The sequence below is a fragment of the Nocardia sp. NPDC006630 genome, assembly GCF_040611495.1.
Classification (GTDB): domain Bacteria; phylum Actinomycetota; class Actinomycetes; order Mycobacteriales; family Mycobacteriaceae; genus Nocardia.
The window spans coordinates 56,249-74,104 of record NZ_JBEXOK010000012.1 but is presented as its reverse complement, the minus strand read 5'-3'; the positions used below and the strand labels follow the sequence as shown (position 1 = coordinate 74,104).

General features: G+C 66.4%; 19 protein-coding genes. 5 read left to right on the top strand and 14 right to left on the bottom strand.

Features of this window, described 5'->3' with window-relative positions; all coding sequences use genetic code 11:
- The first annotated feature begins 41 nt into the window (after positions 1-41).
- Positions 42-1,139, top strand: a complete 1,098-nt coding sequence (locus tag ABZX86_RS32745; protein ID WP_355129113.1) for an AI-2E family transporter — start codon at positions 42-44, stop codon at positions 1,137-1,139.
- A gap of 27 nt (positions 1,140-1,166) precedes the next feature.
- On the opposite strand, the gene ABZX86_RS32740 is transcribed toward ABZX86_RS32745, so the two are convergent.
- The 5 genes from ABZX86_RS32740 to aceA form a co-directional block, all read right to left on the bottom strand.
- Complete coding sequence (locus ABZX86_RS32740) at positions 1,167-1,379, bottom strand: antitoxin (RefSeq protein WP_355129111.1); 213 nt, start codon at positions 1,377-1,379, stop codon at positions 1,167-1,169.
- A 72-nt stretch (positions 1,380-1,451) separates the two neighbouring features.
- Positions 1,452-1,580: a hypothetical protein gene (locus ABZX86_RS32735; RefSeq protein ID WP_327142500.1), complete on the bottom strand. Its 129-nt coding sequence runs from the start codon at positions 1,578-1,580 to the stop codon at positions 1,452-1,454.
- A gap of 205 nt (positions 1,581-1,785) precedes the next feature.
- A complete protein-coding gene (gene metE, locus ABZX86_RS32730; protein WP_355129109.1) occupies positions 1,786-4,104 on the bottom strand; it encodes a 5-methyltetrahydropteroyltriglutamate--homocysteine S-methyltransferase in 2,319 nt (772 codons plus the stop codon).
- Positions 4,105-4,371: 267 nt separating this feature from the next.
- A complete protein-coding gene (locus ABZX86_RS32725) occupies positions 4,372-5,244 on the bottom strand; it encodes a 3-hydroxybutyryl-CoA dehydrogenase (protein WP_327142502.1) in 873 nt (290 codons plus the stop codon).
- A 395-nt stretch (positions 5,245-5,639) separates the two neighbouring features.
- On the bottom strand, positions 5,640-6,929 hold the full coding sequence (gene aceA, locus ABZX86_RS32720; protein WP_327142503.1) for an isocitrate lyase: 1,290 nt from the start codon (positions 6,927-6,929) through the stop codon (positions 5,640-5,642).
- Between the two features lie 455 nt (positions 6,930-7,384).
- Here aceA and ABZX86_RS32715 point away from each other — a divergent pair, with 455 nt between their 5' ends.
- Together ABZX86_RS32715 and ABZX86_RS32710 are read left to right on the top strand one after the other, a co-directional pair.
- Positions 7,385-8,530, top strand: coding sequence for a lipase family protein (locus ABZX86_RS32715; protein WP_355129107.1), 1,146 nt, complete (start codon positions 7,385-7,387; stop codon positions 8,528-8,530).
- A 110-nt stretch (positions 8,531-8,640) separates the two neighbouring features.
- On the top strand, positions 8,641-9,117 hold the full coding sequence (locus ABZX86_RS32710) for a DUF1772 domain-containing protein (RefSeq protein WP_355129105.1): 477 nt from the start codon (positions 8,641-8,643) through the stop codon (positions 9,115-9,117).
- Between the two features lie 86 nt (positions 9,118-9,203).
- On the opposite strand, the gene uraH is transcribed toward ABZX86_RS32710, so the two are convergent.
- Both uraH and uraD read right to left on the bottom strand, forming a co-directional pair.
- On the bottom strand, positions 9,204-9,524 hold the full coding sequence (gene uraH / locus ABZX86_RS32705; protein WP_355129103.1) for a hydroxyisourate hydrolase: 321 nt from the start codon (positions 9,522-9,524) through the stop codon (positions 9,204-9,206).
- A complete protein-coding gene (gene uraD / locus ABZX86_RS32700; protein ID WP_355129101.1) occupies positions 9,521-10,030 on the bottom strand; it encodes a 2-oxo-4-hydroxy-4-carboxy-5-ureidoimidazoline decarboxylase in 510 nt (169 codons plus the stop codon). The genes uraH and uraD overlap by 4 nt, the downstream gene beginning before the upstream one ends.
- Positions 10,031-10,543: 513 nt before the next feature.
- On the opposite strand from uraD, the gene ABZX86_RS32695 reads away from it, so the two are divergent.
- Complete coding sequence (locus ABZX86_RS32695; protein WP_355129099.1) at positions 10,544-11,572, top strand: XdhC family protein; 1,029 nt, start codon at positions 10,544-10,546, stop codon at positions 11,570-11,572.
- Between the two features lies 1 nt (position 11,573).
- On the opposite strand, the gene ABZX86_RS32690 is transcribed toward ABZX86_RS32695, so the two are convergent.
- On the bottom strand, positions 11,574-12,674 hold the full coding sequence (locus ABZX86_RS32690) for an ABC transporter substrate-binding protein (RefSeq protein ID WP_355129364.1): 1,101 nt from the start codon (positions 12,672-12,674) through the stop codon (positions 11,574-11,576).
- 43 nt (positions 12,675-12,717) lie between these two features.
- Positions 12,718-13,326, bottom strand: a complete 609-nt coding sequence (locus tag ABZX86_RS32685) for a helix-turn-helix domain-containing protein (RefSeq protein ID WP_355129097.1) — start codon at positions 13,324-13,326, stop codon at positions 12,718-12,720.
- A gap of 61 nt (positions 13,327-13,387) precedes the next feature.
- Here ABZX86_RS32685 and ABZX86_RS32680 point away from each other — a divergent pair, with 61 nt between their 5' ends.
- Positions 13,388-13,753, top strand: a complete 366-nt coding sequence (locus ABZX86_RS32680; protein ID WP_355129095.1) for a DUF4345 family protein — start codon at positions 13,388-13,390, stop codon at positions 13,751-13,753.
- Positions 13,754-13,760: 7 nt separating this feature from the next.
- On the opposite strand, the gene ABZX86_RS32675 is transcribed toward ABZX86_RS32680, so the two are convergent.
- From ABZX86_RS32675 to ABZX86_RS32655, 5 genes are all read right to left on the bottom strand, one after another.
- Positions 13,761-14,573, bottom strand: a complete 813-nt coding sequence (locus ABZX86_RS32675) for an ABC transporter permease subunit (RefSeq protein ID WP_355129093.1) — start codon at positions 14,571-14,573, stop codon at positions 13,761-13,763.
- Between the two features lie 14 nt (positions 14,574-14,587).
- Entirely contained in the window at positions 14,588-15,400 is an 813-nt protein-coding gene (locus ABZX86_RS32670; protein ID WP_355129091.1) for an ABC transporter permease subunit, read from the bottom strand.
- Entirely contained in the window at positions 15,397-16,224 is an 828-nt protein-coding gene (locus ABZX86_RS32665) for an ABC transporter ATP-binding protein (protein WP_355129089.1), read from the bottom strand. The genes ABZX86_RS32670 and ABZX86_RS32665 overlap by 4 nt, the downstream gene beginning before the upstream one ends.
- 99 nt (positions 16,225-16,323) lie before the next feature.
- On the bottom strand, positions 16,324-16,731 hold the full coding sequence (locus tag ABZX86_RS32660) for a hypothetical protein (RefSeq protein ID WP_355129087.1): 408 nt from the start codon (positions 16,729-16,731) through the stop codon (positions 16,324-16,326).
- Between the two features lie 98 nt (positions 16,732-16,829).
- Complete coding sequence (locus ABZX86_RS32655) at positions 16,830-17,777, bottom strand: hexose kinase (protein WP_355129085.1); 948 nt, start codon at positions 17,775-17,777, stop codon at positions 16,830-16,832.
- Positions 17,778-17,856 lie beyond the last annotated feature (79 nt).

Genomic DNA, 17,856 nt, shown 5'->3' with positions numbered 1-17,856 from the left:
CGCTCCCACGGAGCGGGCGACGCCGCGGCTACGTTTGCGGAGTGCCCGAGGAAGCAGACGAAACAGTCGATGTACCGCGCAGAATAACCGTCCAGTCGATCATTCCGGCATGGCTGCCACGCGCCTATCTGATGGCGGCGGTGACGGTCGCCGGCATCGTCATCACCTTCTGGTCGCTGGCCAAATTGCAGGGCCTGCTCACCGTGCTGGTGATCTCGCTGTTCCTGGCCTTCGCCATCGAACCGGCGGTGAACTGGCTGGCCGCGCGCGGCTGGAAGCGCGGGCTCGCCACCGGTGCGGTCTTCGTCATCGTGCTGGTGGTGATCGTCGGATTCCTCTGGACCATGGGCGGTTTGATCGTCGACCAGGTCACCTCGCTCATCCGGAACGCGCCGCACAATACCGAAGACGCTGTGGCCTGGATCAATTCGACGTTCCACACCGATCTGTCCGGCGCCGATATCACCGAGCGGGCCTCGGAACTGAGTTCCTCACTGGAGAAGTGGGTGGTCGGCCTGGCCGGTGATGTGTGGGGCATCGGCACCACCGCGCTCGGCGTGCTGTTCCAGGGGCTCGGGGTACTGCTGTTCACCTACTACTTCGCCGCCGACGGGCCGCGTTTCCGCAATGCGGTCTGCTCGGTGCTGCCGCCCAAGCGGCAGCGACATGTGCTGCGCGCCTGGGATATCGCCGTCGAGAAGACCGGCGGCTATCTGTATTCCCGTGCGCTGCTGGCACTCTGCTCGGCCGTCGCGCACTACGCGGCCATGCGGATACTGGGTATTCCGTCGGCGTTCGCGCTGGCGCTGTGGGTGGGCGTTGTCTCGCAGTTCATTCCGACCGTCGGCACCTATCTCGCCGGTGCGCTGCCGGTGCTGGTCGCGCTGAGTCAGAGTTCGAGCACCGCACTGTGGATTCTCGGTTTCATCGTCGTCTATCAGCAGTTCGAGAACTATGTGCTGCAACCGCGCATCACCGCCACCACCCTGGATATGCATCCGGCGGTGGCCTTCGGCGCGGTGCTCGCGGGGGCGGCGCTCTTCGGGGCGACGGGCGCACTCCTCGCCATTCCGGTCACCGCCACCGCGCAGGCCTTCATCGGCGCGTATATCCGCCGCTACGACGTCGCGCAGAGCTGACCCTACGTACCCTGTTCGCGCAGCGCCTTATTTGCCCTGTTCGTGCAGCGCCTTCTTCGCGGCTTCCTGCACCTTGTCGACCTGACCGGCGAACTTGCCCTCGGTGCGCTCGTCGACCAGATCACCGACCTTGTCCACCAGCGGATCCAGCTTGTCCGCATGCTCACTCGCCAGATCGGCGGCCTTGCCCGCGACATCCTTCAAATTGTCGAACAGACCCACAGTCGTCACTCCTGTCATCGAATCAACCTCGCCCACAGGCTAACCGGCGGACGCGGCGGAAACGCCGAGCGACGACTGTGTGCTGCACCGCTACTGCGGGGGCCCGGACTTCCACGGTTCCGGCGGCGACACCTGATCACCCTTGTTCTGATAGGTGTCGTTGAACTCCTTGCCGTCCTCCGGTGTATCCGGCTGATCGCCCTTCCCCGTCGGATCCATATCCGCCTCCTGTCTCGAAACTTCCTGCGCCACAGGCTAGGCGCTGTTTCGTGACCGGATCGTGAATACCGGCGCAGCGTGAAACGCACCCGGCATACCCACCCCGTCATCCCGGCACGCTTGTGGCCAGGATCCACCCCGCCAACCACAACGGCGGCACGGGTTTTCGCCCGTGCCGCCGTGATGTTCAGGTGCTTCGTGCCGGTCAGCCCTCCGACTGCGCGCGAGTGGCTTCCGCGCGGCGGCGGACGCGGCGGGCGGCCGCGACCATATTGCGCAGCGACGGGTCCAACTGCCAGTGGTGGCGGGTCTTCAGACCGCCATCCGGGTTGGCCCACAGGCGTTCCGGTGTGACAGCCGCGGCGGCGGCCGTCAGGGCCTCGTCGAGTTCGTCGATATCCGGGATGCGCGCCGAGCGGCTCTCGTACACACCCGGGCCGACGCCGTGGGTGAGCCCGCGGCCTTCGGCATTGTCCTCCTGCAGCGATTTGAGCACCCATTCGATGGAGCGGGTGGCGACGATGGCCGTCACGTCCGCATCCAGTTCCTCGATGGCCTGCACGACATCACCGCGGCTGGAATACCCGATGTGCGTATGGATCTGGGTCGCCGCCTGCACACCGGAGGTGGCCAGGCGGAAGGCGCCGACGGCCCAGCGCAGGTATTCGGCGCGGCCCTTGGCCCGCAGCGGCAGCAGTTCGCGAATGGACGGCTCGTCCACCTGGATGATGGCGATGCCCGCCTTCTCCAGATCCACAACCTCGTCCCGAATGGCAAGCGCCACTTGGTCTGCGGTGTCGAACAGCGGCTGGTCCTGGCGCACGAAGGAGCGCGCCAGCATGGTGACCGGCCCGGTGACCATGCCCTTGACCGGCTTATCGGTGAGCGACTGCGCATAGGTGGCCCATTCGACCGACATGGCGGCCGGGCGCGACACATCGCCGTAGAGGACAGGCGGTCGGACACAACGGGATCCGTACACCTGCACCCAGCCGAAGTGCGTGGTGGCGAAGCCGTCCAGCTGCTCGGCGAAGTACTGGATCATATCGTTGCGCTCGTGCTCACCGTGCACGAACACATCGAGGCCGATGTCCTCCTGCAGCCGGATGGTGGCCTCGATCTCGGCTTCGATGCGCTTGCGGTAGTCCTCGTAGGACAGCTTGCCCTGGCCCAGGTCGTAGCGGGCCTGGCGGATCGCGGTGGTCTGCGGGAACGAGCCGAGCGTGGTGGCGGGCACCAGCGGCAGATTCAGCTTGGCCTGCTGTGCGACGCGCCGCACCTCGTACGGTTCGCGCTCGCGCATCTGCTGGGTGACGTTGTACACCCGCTGTCGCACCGCGTGCTTCTGCTTGAAGTGCACCGACGTCGGCCGCTTGCGCCACTTCTCCGAGGGACCCTCGGTGAGCGCCTTGGCCAGCGAAACCACCTCCAGGACCTTCTGTTTCGCGAAGGCCAGGCGGTCGGCGACATTCTCCTCGAGCTCGTATTCGACAAGCAGGTCGTAGGGCACGTGCAGCAGGGTCGCACCGGTGGAGACGACCAGGTCCGGGCAGACCTTGGACAGCGCGTTCAGGTATTCCAGCGCCACCACCCGATCGGCGCGCCACACATTGGTGCCGCTGATGACGCCCGCGTACAGGCGCTTTCGGCCGATGCCGGGGATCTTGGCCAGCTCGTCGGGGGTGATGCGGTGGTTGGCCAGGTCGAGCCCGATGGCCTCGACCTTGGTGCGCGCCAAGGCTTCCAGCGCCTCGCCGAAATCGCCGTACTGCCCGGTGACCAGCAGTCGCGGGCGCAGCGGCGCGGTCGAAAGTCGTTGGTACGCCTGCTCGAACACCTCGATGGTGGAGGGCGAGCGGTCGCTGGTGAAGCAGGGCTCGTCCAGCTGCACACAGGTGGCGCCGCGCTTGGCGAGCGCCTCGAGTAGCTCCTCGTAGACCGGTAGCAGCTTGTCCAGCAGCACCAGCTTGTCGAATTCGGTCTCGCCCGGCACATGTCCGGTCTTCGACAGCAGCAGCAGCGACAGCGGGCCCAGAATGACCGGCCGCAGTTCGATGCCCGCCGCCTTGGCCCGATCGAACTCGTCGAGCAAAGCCTCGGGGTGCAAAGAGAATTCGGTATCGGAGTCGAGTTCGGGCTGCCGGTAGTGGTACGGCGTATTGAAGAAGCGCACCAGCTCCAGCGGCGGCAGATCGGGCCGCCCGCGCGCCATCAGGAAGTAGAAATCCAAGGGGTGCAAGCCTTCTCGATACGGCTCGAACCGCTTCGGCACCGCGCCGAACAGTAGGGCGTTGTCGAGGACGTGGTCGTAGAAGGAGAAGGTATTGCCGGGCACCTGGGTCAGCCCGGTGGCCGCCAGCTCGAGGTACTGGCTCTCCTGGATCTCCCGCCCGACCGCGAGCAGCTCCTCGCGCTCGAGCGTGCCGTGCCAATAGGACTCGAGAGCACGCTTGAGTTCGCGGTGCAGTCCGATGCGGGGATAGCCCAGGATGCTGGATCCGAAACCATCGGTGACGTTGGCCATGAGCGCGCCACTCCTCCTTAAGTCTGTCCCGCCTCCCCGCAACTTCAGCGCCCGGCTGAGAGCCGTTGCCGCTTCTGCACGCGTGCCTGCGGTTAGGTGCGACACCAATTCTGGACGTACCCGACGAGTTACCCGGCCCTCACGAGATCCGTTGTCCCGTTCGAAACCAGGCGGACCCGCCGGCCCGGGCCGGCCGGTGACACCGGCCCTTCTCATTGCAGCTTAGGCCCGCACGGAGTCCGCAGACCTGTACCCGAGTGCCAGTCTCTACCGGTTGTACTGGTAGAAGCCGGTGCCCGCCTTCTTGCCCAGCAGACCCGCTTCGACCATGCGCATGAGCAGCGGCGGCGCGGAGTACAGCGGCTCCTTGAACTCCGAGTACATGGAGTCGGCGATGGACTTCACGGTGTCGAGGCCGACCAGGTCGGTGAGCGCCAGCGGGCCCATCGGGTGGGCGCAGCCCAGCACCATGGCCTTGTCGACGTCTTCCTTGGTGGCGAAGCCGGATTCGACCATGCGGATGGCCGAGAGCAAGTACGGCACCAGCAGCGCGTTGACCACGAAGCCGGAGCGGTCGGCGGAGCGCACGACCTGCTTGCCGAGCACCTCGGAGGCGAACTGCTCGGCGCGCTGGGAGACCGCCTCGGTGGTCTTGAGCGTGGTGACCAGCTCGACCAGCGGCAGCACCGGCACCGGGTTGAAGAAGTGCATGCCGACAACCCGCTCGGGGTTGTTGGTGGCCACGGCGATCTTCATGATCGGGATGGAGGAGGTGTTGGAGGCCAGCACCGCGTTCGGGTCGGTGACGACCTTGTCCAGCTCGGAGAAGATGGCGGTCTTCACATCTTCGTTCTCCAGCACGGCCTCGACGACCAGCTGACGGTCGGCGAAATCGGCGAGGTCCGAGGTGAAGCGCAGCCGCCAGGCGGTCTGCTCGCGCTCCCGCTCGGAGATCTTGCCGCTGGACACCGCGCGGTCCAGCGACCGCAGGATGCGGGCCCGGCCTGCGGCGGCCAGTTCCCGGGTCTGTTCGAACACAAGCACATCGACGTGTGCCCGGGCGCAGACCTCTGCGATACCCGCGCCCATTTGTCCGGCGCCAATAATGCCAACGCGCTGAATCTTTTCGCTGCTGCTCACGTCCCGCTCCTGCTGTCTCTTGGGGGCTGTGGATGAAGGTGTCCGGCTCGGGTGTTGCCGAGCGCCCTCAGGTACGTCTCAAAATCAAAGCTATAGGAAAAAACCCTCCCCGCCGGGGCTGTCGACGGGAAGGGTGGGTGAACACCGCCGAGGGAAACTTGCGTCCCCCTCGGCGGGTTCCGTGGACCCAGGGCGGCGGAGGTTGTGATGCGACTACCGCCCTGAGTGGAAGCCCTCGAAAACCGTTGTTACGGAACGTAACAACTGATCTCGTGAGATCCGGGTAACTCCTGGGGTACGTCCAAAATTGTGTCCGTACCCAACCGCTCCTACGCGTCCTCAGCGGTCAACGGCTTTCAGCCGTGCGCCGAAGTTGCGGAGAGGCGGGGCAGTTCTCAGTGGAACTGGCCCTCTTCGGTGCTGCCCTTGAGGGCGGCCGTCGAGGTGTTCGGGTCAACGGTGGTGGCGATGGTGTCGAAGTAGCCGGCGCCGACCTCACGCTGGTGCTTGATGGCGGTGAAGCCACGCTCGGAAGCGGCCTTGAACTCGCGCTCCTGCAGGTCGACGAAGGCGGTCATGCCCTCACGGGCGTAGCCGTACGCCAGGTCGAACATGCCGTAGTTGAGCGAGTGGAAGCCGGCCAGGGTGATGAACTGGAACTTGAAGCCCATGGCGCCGAGCTCACGCTGGAACTTCGCGATGGTCGCGTCGTCCAGGTGCGCCTTCCAGTTGAACGAAGGCGAGCAGTTGTAGGCCAGCAGCTGGTCCGGGAACTCGCTGCGGACGGACTCGGCGAACTTACGGGCGACCTCGAGGTCCGGCACGCCGGTTTCCATCCAGATGAGGTCGGCGTAGGGGGCGTAGGCCTTGGCACGCGCGATGCAGGGCTCGATGCCGTTCTTCACACCGAAGAAGCCCTCGGCGGTACGGGTGCCATCGAGGAACTCGCGGTCGCGCTCGTCCACATCGGAGGTGATGAGGGTGGCGGCCTCGGCGTCGGTGCGGGCGATGATCACCGACGGCACGTCGGCGACGTCGGCGGCCAGACGCGCGGAGGTCAGGGTGCGGATGTGCTGCTGGGTGGGGATCAGCACCTTGCCACCGAGGTGGCCGCACTTCTTCTCCGAGGCGAGCTGGTCTTCCCAGTGCACACCGGCGGCGCCGGCCACGATCATGGCCTTCTGCAGCTCGTAGGCGTTCAGCGCGCCACCGAAGCCGGCCTCGGCGTCGGCGACGATCGGGGCGAGCCAGTTGGCGACGGAGGTGTCACCCTCGACCTTGGAGATCTCGTCGGCGCGCTTGAGCGCGTTGTTGATACGACGGACCACGGTCGGAACCGAGTTGGCCGGGTACAGCGACTGGTCCGGGTAGGTGTGGCCGGAGAGGTTGGCATCACCGGCGACCTGCCAGCCGGACAGGTAGATGGCCTTCAGACCGGCACGGACCTGCTGGACCGCCTGGTTGCCGGTGAGGGCGCCGAGAGAGTTGATGTAGTCCTCGTTGTTGACGAGGTCCCACAGGATCTCCGAGCCGCGACGGGCCAGGGTGGCCTCTTCGACGACGGTGCCCTGCAGCTTCGAAACCTGCTCGGCGGTGTAGGTGCGGGTGAGGCCCTTCCAGCGCGGGTTGGTGTCCCAATCCTGCTGGATTTCCGCGGTGGTCTTCGGGGTGCCGGTGGTCGACATCTCTGACTCCACTTCCTGTTCGGTCGGTTGGCCCCAGTGGTCGTACTCTCGCGATGTTCGAACACTGCTGGAGCAGCAATTTGCAGGCTTGCTATGCCCGCGGGGTGTACTTCCACACGATGGCACAACAAAAAATGTCCGTCTACCTGTTGCAAGTGTGAATCCACGCTAGCTTTCACGAGGCTTTTGCTAAGCCTGCGAAATTTGCTTGCTAATAGCAGCCGTGGAATCTACTTGCGAGTAGCCCTGACGTGCAGTTTTGCATAACGCCCGTACTGTTTGGGTGACGAGGGCCACCGGCACGCGACGCGCCGATGTCCGGCGAGCTGTGAGCACCTTCACATTCGATTGTGATCTTGATAGGTGTGGGGGCGACCACCCGGGGTACCGATAAGGCCCTAATCTGGGCAAGCGTCCAGGCTAGGTGCGACGTCAGCGAACCAAAGGAGACACCGATGCGGAAACGATGGATGTCCACGACGGCCCTGGCCGCCACTTCGATCGCGGTGCTGGCAGGCGCGCCGGGCGCGACCGCGGACCCGGCCGGCGAGATCGGCGCGGTGACTTCCGTCGAGCCGCTCGCACCCGCCGCGGTGCTGCCCGGCTCGGCGCATTCCGAACGCATCCTCTACGGCAGCACCACCGCGAACGACCAGCCGACAACCACGAGCGCCGCCGTCTACTTCCCGCCCGGCGAAGCGCCCGCCGGCGGCTGGCCGGTCATCGCCTGGGCGCACGGCACGGTCGGGCTCGGCGATCAGTGCGCGTACTCCATTGCCGGACCGGCCGCGGTGGACCGCGATTGGGCCTATCTGGGCACCTGGCTGAACCAGGGCTACGCCATCGTCGCCGCCGACTACGCGGGACTGGGCACGCCGGGCGATCATCCCTACCTCAACGGCACGGTCGAGGCACACAATGTGGTGGATGCGGTCAAGGCCGCGACCAGCCACTATTCCTCGCTGGCGAAGAAGTGGGTGGTGGTCGGCCAGTCGCAGGGCGGCGGTGCGGCGGTCGTCACCGCGCGCTACGCGACCGAATTCGGCGGACCCGGCCTGGACTACCGCGGTGGAGTCGGCACCGGCGTACCGGCCTATATCGAGGACATTCTGCTGCCGCTGGGGCCGGGCGTGCCGCCGGTCAAGCTGCCCGCGCACAGCACCGGTTATGTGCTGTACATCCTCAACGGCCTGCGGGCCACCTACCCCGAGCTGAATATCGAGTCCTACCTCAATGATTCGGGCCGCTACTGGCTCGATCGCGCCAACGGCTCCTGCCTGGAGTCGCTGGGCGAGGAGCTGACCGCGAACAATGTGGTGGTCGGCAATCTCTTCTCGCGGCCGCTGTCGCAGATCCCGGATCTGCAGGGCATGCTGTCACGGGTCATGGGCCTGCCCGAATCGGGTTATGACAAGCCGCTTTTCATGGGCCAGGGTCTGCTCGACACCGATGTGATCACGCCGGCGACGCTGGCGTTCGCGGCCAAGCTGCAGGCGAATGGTCAGCCGGTCACCCTGCACACCTATCCGACCACGCACGACGGCACCGTGAACGCCTCACTGCCGGACTCGGTTCCGTTCGTGCGCAATCTCCTCTCCTGATCAGGACCCTCTTCCACACTGAATCTAGCAACGCTAGACAAACTAACTGTGCCACTGTTATGGTTGCTTCAGTTCCTAGCGCTGCTAGATTTCAGAGGAAGAGGCATCAGATGCTCACCACCACCGGCCAGATCATCGCCATCGCCGCCGTACTCGCCAATGGCGCCGTCTACGGCACCGATATCTGCGCATCGGTCATCACCCGCTCGGTCAACAAGCACCTCGACGACGCACAGGTGACCATCGCCGCCGGCTGGGGCCACTTCTACGGCGACAAGCGCATGCCGGCCTTCGGTGCGGGCGGCGTCGTCACCGCGGTACTCACCACCATCGTCGCCGCCGTCGCCGGCCAGATCGGCGCGGCCGTCGCCGCCGGTATCGCCGTCATCGCCCTGCTGACCTGGCTGGGCTTCTACGTCCGCGTCGCCAAGCCGATCAACACCGCCCAGACCGCGGCCGCGCAGTCCGGCATCATTCCGCCGAATGCCCGTGCCCTGCAGGACAAGTGGGACAGCATCCTCCCCTACCGCGTCGGCCTGCAGGCCATCGCCCTCGCCGGCCTCGCCGCCTCGATCGCCCTCTTCTGAGTCGGCCGCCATACCGAAATCGGCCCCGCACCAATAGGTGTGGGGCCGATTCGATCGATCAGGCGTGGGCCGATTCAATCGATCGGTCAGCTGCCCCGGTAGGTCGAGAAGGCGAAGGGCGAGAGCAGCAGGGGGACGTGATAGTGGCGTTCCTCGATGACCGAGAAGGCGATACTCACCTCGGGATAGAAGGCGTCGACGGCCTGCGCCTCGAAATACGCTCCGGTCGCGAAGAGCAGCCGGTAGTCACCGGCCGCGAGTTCGCCGCCCAGTCCGGCGATGCGCCCGTCGGCATCGGTGAACCCCGACCCCAATTCGTCACCGCCCCAAGCGAACAGCGTCACCTCGACCCCGGCGGCGGGTGTGCCCCGCACGGCGTCGAGCACATGGGTACTGAGCGAGCTCATACCGTCACCCCCGTAGTCAGCAGGCGTCGCAGCCGGATCCGGTTGATCTTCGCCAATTCCTCTCGCACGATGCGCCTTTCGGTAGCGGGTTCGTTTCCGAGACGAGCGGTGAGCACCTCCAGCAGTTCCTCCGGTGTCCGCCCGGTGGCGCACACCAGGTACACATGCCCGAATTTTGCCTCGTACTCACGGTTTCCGGCGGTGATGGCGGTGCGCACGGCGGTGTCGGCAGTGGCCATGTCGGCTTGTTCGCGCGCCGAGTTCGCGCTGTCCGGCCGCTCCCCGATGCGGGGATGTCCGGCGAGCGCCCGGTCGATCTCGGCTTCGCTGATCTCCCCCAGCTCCGTATCGGCGGCGCGCAGCACCTCGTCGATGGTCGCGTAGGGCCGTCGTGCCGCCACCGCCTGCGCCCAGGCGGGCGACGAGCAGCATGTCAGCAACATGTCCGCCGCGGCCGTCTCGGGCAGTGCGGCGAATTCGTCCAGGCCGATCCTGTTCTCCGTCATCGCTCTCCAGGATCGGTCATGGTTACGGCCTTCGCCACTCGAGCAGCGAATATCGGCGCGCGGCGCTACCCTCGCGGGCATGAGCTCGGAATGCTGCGATCAGAGGGTGCCGCCGACCGGCGCCGGAGACCGGCGCGGTATGCCGAAAGCACTGGCCCGCGCGGGAATCCACCAGGTCTCGCAAACCCCTCGCATTGCTCTCGGACCGCTGCAGAACAGGTCGCGAACGGGAGATGTCCGCCCGCGCCACAAAGTTGCGGCGGGGATAACCCCCGTGGGGATTACTTACATGAGGATTACTGCGCTCGGGATTGCCACCGGTGGCGATACCGCATCCTTGATTGTGCTCGGTTCGAAGCACCGAGCGGGCGCTTGTGTGAATGCCACGGGAAATTCTGGGGCCAGGACTTATTTGCGCGGAAGAGCGGATATGGTGTGCGTCACGTGTGATGACCTTGCGACGGGGATCGAATGGGACTACCCGTGCGGCACACGGTGATCGGGAGCAAGTAAATGCGGGATATCGTCGACGACCTACTTCGCGTATGGCACAGCGGGCGGACGGGCGGCCTGGCCACCCTGGTGCGGACGGTCGGCCCGACACCCCTGCCGATCGGTGCGGCAATGGTCGTGGATGCGGAGGGCCGGGCCTTCGGTTCGGTCTCGGCGGGATGCGCGGAGGCCGCGGCCTACGAGGCGGCCCTGGAGGCCGCCCACACCGGCCGCCGCGGGCTGCACCGCTTCGCGCCCGGCAGCGGCCTGGATGCCGGTATGGATTGCGGTGGCACCCTCGATGTCTTCACGGAACCGTTCTCACGCAGGCATTTTCCCGAATTCCCGGATGTGGCCGCCGATATGGTGGCGCAGCGTCAGGTCACCGTGTTCACGGTGGTGTGGCACAACGATCCCGATGTGATCGGGCAGCATCTGATCACCGATCGCAAGCACGGCACCGAGCTGGTATCGCTGCCGGATTCGGATGTGTTCGTCTCCTCCTTCACCCGCCCGCCGCGCCTGATCATCGTGGGCGCCAATGCGATTGCCGGTGCGCTCGCGATCCAGGCCAAACTGCTCGGCTATCGGGTGACGGTCTGCGATGCCCGCGCCACCTTCGCCAATGCCGATGCCTATCCCGGCTGCGAAGTGGTCGTCGACTGGCCGCACCGCTATCTGAACACCCTGGCGGCGGCGGGTGAGATCACCTCCAGCACAGCGGTGGTGGTGCTCTCGCACGACGCCAAATTCGAGATCCCGCTGCTCACCATCGCGCTGCGACTACCCGAGCTGGGCTTCCTGGCCGCCCTGGGTTCGACCGCCGCGAACGCCCATCGCATGGAGGCGCTGCAGGCCGGCGGCTTCGACGACGAAACCCTCTCGCGCCTGCACGCCCCGGCGGGGCTGGATCTGGGTGCTCGCACCCCCGCCGAGACGGCCGTGTCCATTGCCGCGGAATTGCTGGCGGTCCGCAATGAAACGACCGCCGAGCCGCTGTCCAGTCTGGGCGGCTCGATCAGTCAGCATTCGTCGTCGCTGGTGTCCTGATTCAGGCGATCGGCGCCTTCAATTCGGGATGCTCCGCGTAGACCTCTTTGAGAATCGACATATCGAAGAGCTTGTCGGCGGTAATGCTGATCTTGGCCTTGCCCAGCGCCGCAATGTTTTTCGCGATGAGATCGTCCGACATGGTGAACAGCCCATTGGCCTGCGACTCCGGCGAGACGACCAGACCGTTCTGCGCCGTGACCTCCTTGGTCTGCTCGCCGAGTTCGAGCCGCTGATCCTTGCCGTACACCTCCACGGCCAGTCGCGCCGCCTCGGCGGAATTGGCGACCGCGTCCCGCCAGCCCTTGATATCGGCGGCCAGCCAGGCCTTCAGCTTCTCGCGCTCATTGTCGATCGTCCGCTGATTCACGGTCAGCGATTCGGCGACGAGCGGTAGCCCGAAGTCCGCGAAGAGGAAATTGGCATTGGCGAAGCCCTTGGCGGCCAGGGTGATCGGCTCATTGGTGACATAGCTGACCCAGCCGTCGACCTCACCGTTGGCGAGCGGTGACGGATCGAACTGCGCGGGCACGATGGTGACGTCACTCGGCGACATGCCGTTCGCGGTCAACAGCGCGTTGAAGATGAGCTGATTGGTGTCCTGCACACCGATCTTGCGGCCCTTCATATCCTGCGGCGAGTGAATGGGTTTCGCGGCCGAGCTCACGATGCAGAACGGGTTCTTCTGATAGGTGGCGCCCACGATCTTGGCGTTCAGGCCCTCCAGCACCGCGGGCGCGGTGGTCTGCGGCGCGGACATGCCGATCCAGATCTTGCCGGTGGTCAGACCGGCTTCCACCGAGGTGCTGGCCGCGCCGCCCGCGACCAGATTCACCGATCCGAACCCGGCGTCCTTGAAGTAGCCCTTCGAATCGGCGAAGTATTCACCCGCGAATTCGATGTTCTTCAACCAGGACAGCTGTACGGCCACCGTCCCGTATTTCGAACCGTCACTGGTGGTGCCATTGTTCGACCCGGACGAATCCTTGCCGCAGGCGGCGAGGACTCCGCCGCCGGCGACCACGCCGGCGGTGAGCCCGGCGAAGCGGAAGAAGGATCGCCGATCCAGGGACAGCGGGGAGGCCGGAACCGGCCGGGACATACGACTCATAGACCGAATCTAGGGTGTGTCAGTTTCCATCGTTTTACTTTCGCATTTCCACTACCACCCGGGTACCCGGCAGCAACGCACTGGCAGTCAATCCGAACATGGCGTGGAACGTATCGCTGAAATGACTAGGCGACGCGAATCCGGCTTCGATTGCCGCCGTGGTGAAATCCGCGCCCTCCCCCACGGCCCGCGCGACGTGCGCCATCCGCGCCCAGAGCCGGTACCGGCGGAAGCTGGTCCCGGTCTCCGCCGAGAACAAATGCAGGAATCGGGAGACCGAGAGATTCGCCGCCGCGGCGAGTTCGGCCGCCGTGGGGGTGGCGGCAAAATCGCTGCGAATAGTTTTCAGCGCGGCATCGATCCGCGGATCCATGGCCACCGGATCGATGTAGAAGAAGAGCATCCGCTCCCCACCGGCAATGACCTGATGTGTGGTGCGCGGCGGAATGAGCGCACTGCGCACCACCCGTTCCGCCCCGTCGGCGGTCCGCAGCGTGAACGGCGCATCAACCCCCACCGCCAGGCAGTGCACCGCTCCGGAGTGCGCGTCCAGCTGCAGTGACGGGCCCAGATAGACCGCGTAGCCCGGCCCCAGCCACACCGTGGCGGGACAGCACGATTCCGGAAGCGGAATATCCTGCACGTCGGCGATCATCGCATAGGGTCGCAGGTCGCGGCCCAGTGCAATGCCTCCGGGAGGGCCTGTGAGTGCCGTTTTGATCGCCGTCGTCGCGGTGTTCTTTCTGCTGATGGGCGTCTATGCCCTGGCCGCACCGGCGGCCGTGGTGCGGCCCTTCGGTTTTCGGATCGAGACGGCGGTGGCACGGTCGGAGATCCGGGCCGTGTACGGCGGATTCGGCATTGCCGTGGCCGCACTGCTGGGTGTGGCAGCGGCGAATGTGGGTGGTATTCGCACGGGAGCGGTCCTGGCGGTGGCGGCCGCACTGGGCGGCATGGCCGCCGGGCGCATTGTTTCCCGCGTGCTCGACCGCTCCGTCGGGTTCTATCCGGTGTGGTTCTACTGCGGTGTGGAGCTGATCGCAGCCGGGTTGCTCTGTGCCGCTGCGTGATCCGGGCTCAGTCGTGGCCGCGCTGGGGGGCGAAGCGGGCGAGGACCAGATTCTCCAGGACGCCGACCACCGCGTAGGCGCAGACCGAGACGACCGTGACCAAGGCGATCGAGGCCCAGAGGCGGTTGTACTGGAAGGTCGGGATGGCGCGGATCAGGCCCGCTCCCAATCCGGTTCCGCTGCCGAGCCATTCGCCGAGCAGCGCGCCGATCAGGGCGCCCGGCACCGAGACTCGGGCGGCCGCGAAAACCGAGGGCAGGGCGGCGGGAACCGACACCATCCGCATGGCCGTCCAGGGTGAGCCACCGTATGCGGCAACAAGTTCCATGGCTTGGCGGGGTGCGCCGCGCAAACCGGTCATGATCATGACCAGGGCCGGGAAGAACACCACGACGGCCGTCAGCACGGTGACACCGAGCAGTCCGCGGCCGAATACCAGCACGATGATCGGGGTCAGCGCCACCAGCGGCACCGAGCGCAGCAGCATGGCGACCGGCATGAAGGCCTGCGCTATGGCGGGTACGCCGACGAAGAGCGCGGCCACCAGCAGCGCACCGCCCATGCCGAGGCCGAAGCCGACGGTGGCGTCGCGCAGGGTGATTCGCATTTCGGCGAAGAGCGCCTGGCGGGCCGTATCCGAGTTCGGACCTGTCACCAGATAGGTCCAGACATCACCCGGACTCTTGCCGACCAGGCCGACCTGCGGGTACAGCGCCAGGAACCCGTACCAGAGCACCACCAGCAGGATCAGCGAAACCACCAGTGGCAGCAGGAATTTCCCGATGGGCCGCAGTACCTGCAGGGCCTTCAGTGTCTTCATGGCCTGCTCGTTTCTCATTGCGCCTCGGCTCGGGTCCACGGCAGCGCCAGCCGCGCCACCAGGGCCACCACGGCGTAGCCGAGTCCGGCGAGTGCGGCGGCGGCCAGGGCCATACCCCAGGTGCGCGGCACATTGTAGGAGGTCTGCGCGGCGGTCAGGGCCACCCCGATCCCGCTGTCCACCCCGCCCAGATATTCGCCGATGATCGCGCCGAGCACCGCGGACGGCGCGGCGATCTTCAAGGCCGCCAGGGTATTCGGCAGCGCCGAGATGAGCTGCACCTGCCGCATGCGCTGCCAGCGCCCGCCGCCGTACGCGCGCACCAGATCGAGACTGGTGCTGTCGGCCGAGCGCAGCCCGGTCACCGCACCGACCATGGTGGGGAAGAAGCAGTACATGGCGGCCAGGAACACCGTCGGGGTGCGCCCGCCGAAAACCACGAGAATGATCGGCCCGAGCGCCAGCAGAGGCGTGCAGTAGCTGAGGATGGCCAGCTGGGTGACCAGCATTTCGATCGGCGGAATCAGCACGACCAGCAGCGCCAGCACGATCGCGAGCGCATTGCCCCACACGAACCCCTGCAGCGCACCCTGTGCCGTGACCCGGAAGTTGGGCCCGTACAGCGCCCAGCCGTCGCTGTACATGGTGTGCAGCACCAGCCACGGTCCCGGGATCGTGCCGTTCGCCACCTTCATGGCCGCCAGCAGCGCCCAGACCGCAAGCAGCGCGACGATCCCCGCCAAGCCTCCGAGTCCGGTCGAGGGTATGCGGGCGCGAAGCGCGGCCCAGTCGCGCGCCGTCTCGACTTCCGTTGCCACGCCGGTCATTCCGCCACCACCCCGCCGTGCCCGGTGCGACCGAACAGCAGTTCGGAGAGGTAATCGCAGAGCTTGTGGAATTCGGGGGTGCGCATCATCTCGGGCGTGCGCGGGCGCGGGAGGTCGATATCGACCATCTCGACCACGCGGCCGGGTCGCGGGCTCATCACCGCCACCACATCGGAAAGGAAGACAGCCTCGGCAATGCCGTGCGTGACCATCAGTGTGGTGGCGGGCTTTTCGGTCCAGATGCGCAGCAGTTCCAGGTTCAGCCGCTGGCGCGTCATATCGTCGAGTGCGCCGAAGGGTTCATCCAGCAGCAGGATGCTGGGCTTCACCACCAGGGCGCGCGCGATCGAAACCCGTTGCCGCATACCGCCGGACAGCTGTGCGGGCTTGGCCTTCTCGAAGCCTTCGAGGCCGACCAGCGCGACCAGGTCCGCGATCAGCTCCGGATCCGCGGGCAGCCCCGCGACCTGCAGCGGCAGCTTGATATTGGATTCCACACTGCGCCAGGGCAGGAGCGCCGAATCCTGGAAGGCGATACCGAATTCGTGCCGCCGCCGCAGCTCGGCCGGGGTCTCGCCATTGATGCGGGCGGTGCCGGCGCTCGGGGTGTCGAGTCCGGCCAGAATGCGCAGGATGGTGGATTTCCCGCATCCGGACGGGCCGAGCAGCGACAGGAACGCCCCCTGCGCGGTATGCAGATCCACCGCGTCCAGCGCGGCGACGCTGCGCCGCCCGGACCGGAAGGTCTTGCTCAGACCGCTGATATGAATGCCTGTTCCTCCGGCGGCAACGTCCGAACTCACTGGGCCGGCTTCCGAACTCATAGGGCCACGGTAAAGGCCGGGAATTGCGCAGACATTGCGAATCGGGCGACGAGATGACCAACCTGTTACGGCCGATGGCCGAACTCGATTACCGAACCTTCACCAGGCGGCGGGTTCGAACCAGTCCCGGGCTTCCCGGCGAAAGAGCAGCACGATCACCGCGAGCGCACTGATCGGCCCGAGCGGCCCCGGCGGATGTCCCTCGGTAATGGACGGCACCGTCCAGAACATTTCCAGCACGGCCAGCAGAATCGCCCCGATCCGCACCGACTGCCCGACGGACTGGAAGGTCAAGGCCACCAGCCCGAGCAGCCAGCTGGGCAGGAACGGTACGGCCGTCTCCATCGCGGACCGGGCGCCCAGCAACCATCCGGACGATGCGGCACACAGAATCCCCACCACGGCCATCCCGACCGCGATCACCTGTGCCGCGCGCACCGCCCGCGGCATTCGGTATGTCTCATCCAGGTCCGGCCCCTGATCGGGCGGCATTCGGAGGTCCGACATCCCACCGAATTTACCCCGTCATCCGCCGCCTCCCCCGAAACCACGCCGCCGCTACAGGTCAGTCATTTCCGACAAAACGGGCGGCTACGCGGGCGTCACTACGGCCGGGCGGCAACGGGTTCGAGTTCGGTCACCCGGACAGTTGGAGTCAGGCGATCCCGGAGCACACGGTCGATCTCACCCGCGACCGGAATGACAACGGCCGCCGCGGAGGTGGCGACCGCATCGATGAGAAGGGTCGGCCAGTGCGGAGCCGGATTGGCGGACAGGCCGGAGATGACCGCCGCGACAGCGGCATCCCCCGCGCCGGTGGGATTGCCCGCAAGCGCTTTCGGTAGCGCGGCGGACCACGCCCGGCCGGCGGTCACGGCGATCATGCCGAGCCCACCGCGGGTGACGATGACCGCGCCGACGCCGTCCGCGATGAGCGGATCCACGGCAGCCAGGATTTCCGAGGCGGTACCGGCGGGACGGCCGGTGAGCCGTTCCAATTCCTCGATATTGGGCATGAGGACCACCCCGGGCACCTTGGCGGAGAGTTCGAGGGCCGCGCCGTCCACATCACAGATGGTGGGCACCCCGGCGCGCACGGCGGTCCGGGCGAGCTCGGCGGGCATACTCGCGTCGACGCCGCCGGGCAGCGATCCGGCAATCACCATGCCGCTCATATCGGACAGCATTCCGGCCACCCGCACCCGCAGCTGGTCCACGGCGTGCGGTTCGGAGATGCGCGGTCCGGGTTCCCACAGCGCGGTGGCGGTGCCGTCATCGGATTCGCTGATCACGACGGTGCGGCGCACCCACGGCAGCGCGTGCACGAAGTCGACCGGCATCTCCAATTCGGCCGCGGCGGCGAAGGAGTGGTCCGAGAACCCGGTGGCGCGCGCGTACTTGCCCAGCTGATTGAGCACCCGGTTCACATTGATGCCGCGACCGCCGAGCCGCTGGTCCACCGATCGCACCCGATGCGCACGACCCCGCTCGAAATGCTCGACCCGGTACGTCATGTCGTAGGCGGGGTTCATGGTCACGGTGAGGATCACCACTACAGCTAGTCCACGTCCGAGCAACGGACGCAACCCCCAAACCTCGCGAAAGGGCAGCAAAGAGGTTCGCAAAGGCAGC

Coding starts and splice junctions, on each gene's coding strand:
- ABZX86_RS32740 (WP_355129111.1), bottom strand. CDS start 1,379: ATGACAGGAGTGACGACTGTGGGTCTGTTCGACAATTTGAAGGATGTC.
- ABZX86_RS32735 (WP_327142500.1), bottom strand. CDS start 1,580: ATGGATCCGACGGGGAAGGGCGATCAGCCGGATACACCGGAGGACGGC.
- metE (WP_355129109.1), bottom strand. CDS start 4,104: ATGGCCAACGTCACCGATGGTTTCGGATCCAGCATCCTGGGCTATCCC.
- aceA (WP_327142503.1), bottom strand. CDS start 6,929: ATGTCGACCACCGGCACCCCGAAGACCACCGCGGAAATCCAGCAGGAT.
- ABZX86_RS32715 (WP_355129107.1), top strand. CDS start 7,385: ATGCGGAAACGATGGATGTCCACGACGGCCCTGGCCGCCACTTCGATC.
- ABZX86_RS32710 (WP_355129105.1), top strand. CDS start 8,641: ATGCTCACCACCACCGGCCAGATCATCGCCATCGCCGCCGTACTCGCC.
- uraH (WP_355129103.1), bottom strand. CDS start 9,524: ATGAGCTCGCTCAGTACCCATGTGCTCGACGCCGTGCGGGGCACACCC.
- uraD (WP_355129101.1), bottom strand. CDS start 10,030: ATGACGGAGAACAGGATCGGCCTGGACGAATTCGCCGCACTGCCCGAG.
- ABZX86_RS32695 (WP_355129099.1), top strand. CDS start 10,544: ATGCGGGATATCGTCGACGACCTACTTCGCGTATGGCACAGCGGGCGG.
- ABZX86_RS32690 (WP_355129364.1), bottom strand. CDS start 12,674: ATGTCCCGGCCGGTTCCGGCCTCCCCGCTGTCCCTGGATCGGCGATCC.
- ABZX86_RS32675 (WP_355129093.1), bottom strand. CDS start 14,573: ATGAAGACACTGAAGGCCCTGCAGGTACTGCGGCCCATCGGGAAATTC.
- ABZX86_RS32670 (WP_355129091.1), bottom strand. CDS start 15,400: ATGACCGGCGTGGCAACGGAAGTCGAGACGGCGCGCGACTGGGCCGCG.
- ABZX86_RS32665 (WP_355129089.1), bottom strand. CDS start 16,224: ATGAGTTCGGAAGCCGGCCCAGTGAGTTCGGACGTTGCCGCCGGAGGA.
- ABZX86_RS32660 (WP_355129087.1), bottom strand. CDS start 16,731: ATGTCGGACCTCCGAATGCCGCCCGATCAGGGGCCGGACCTGGATGAG.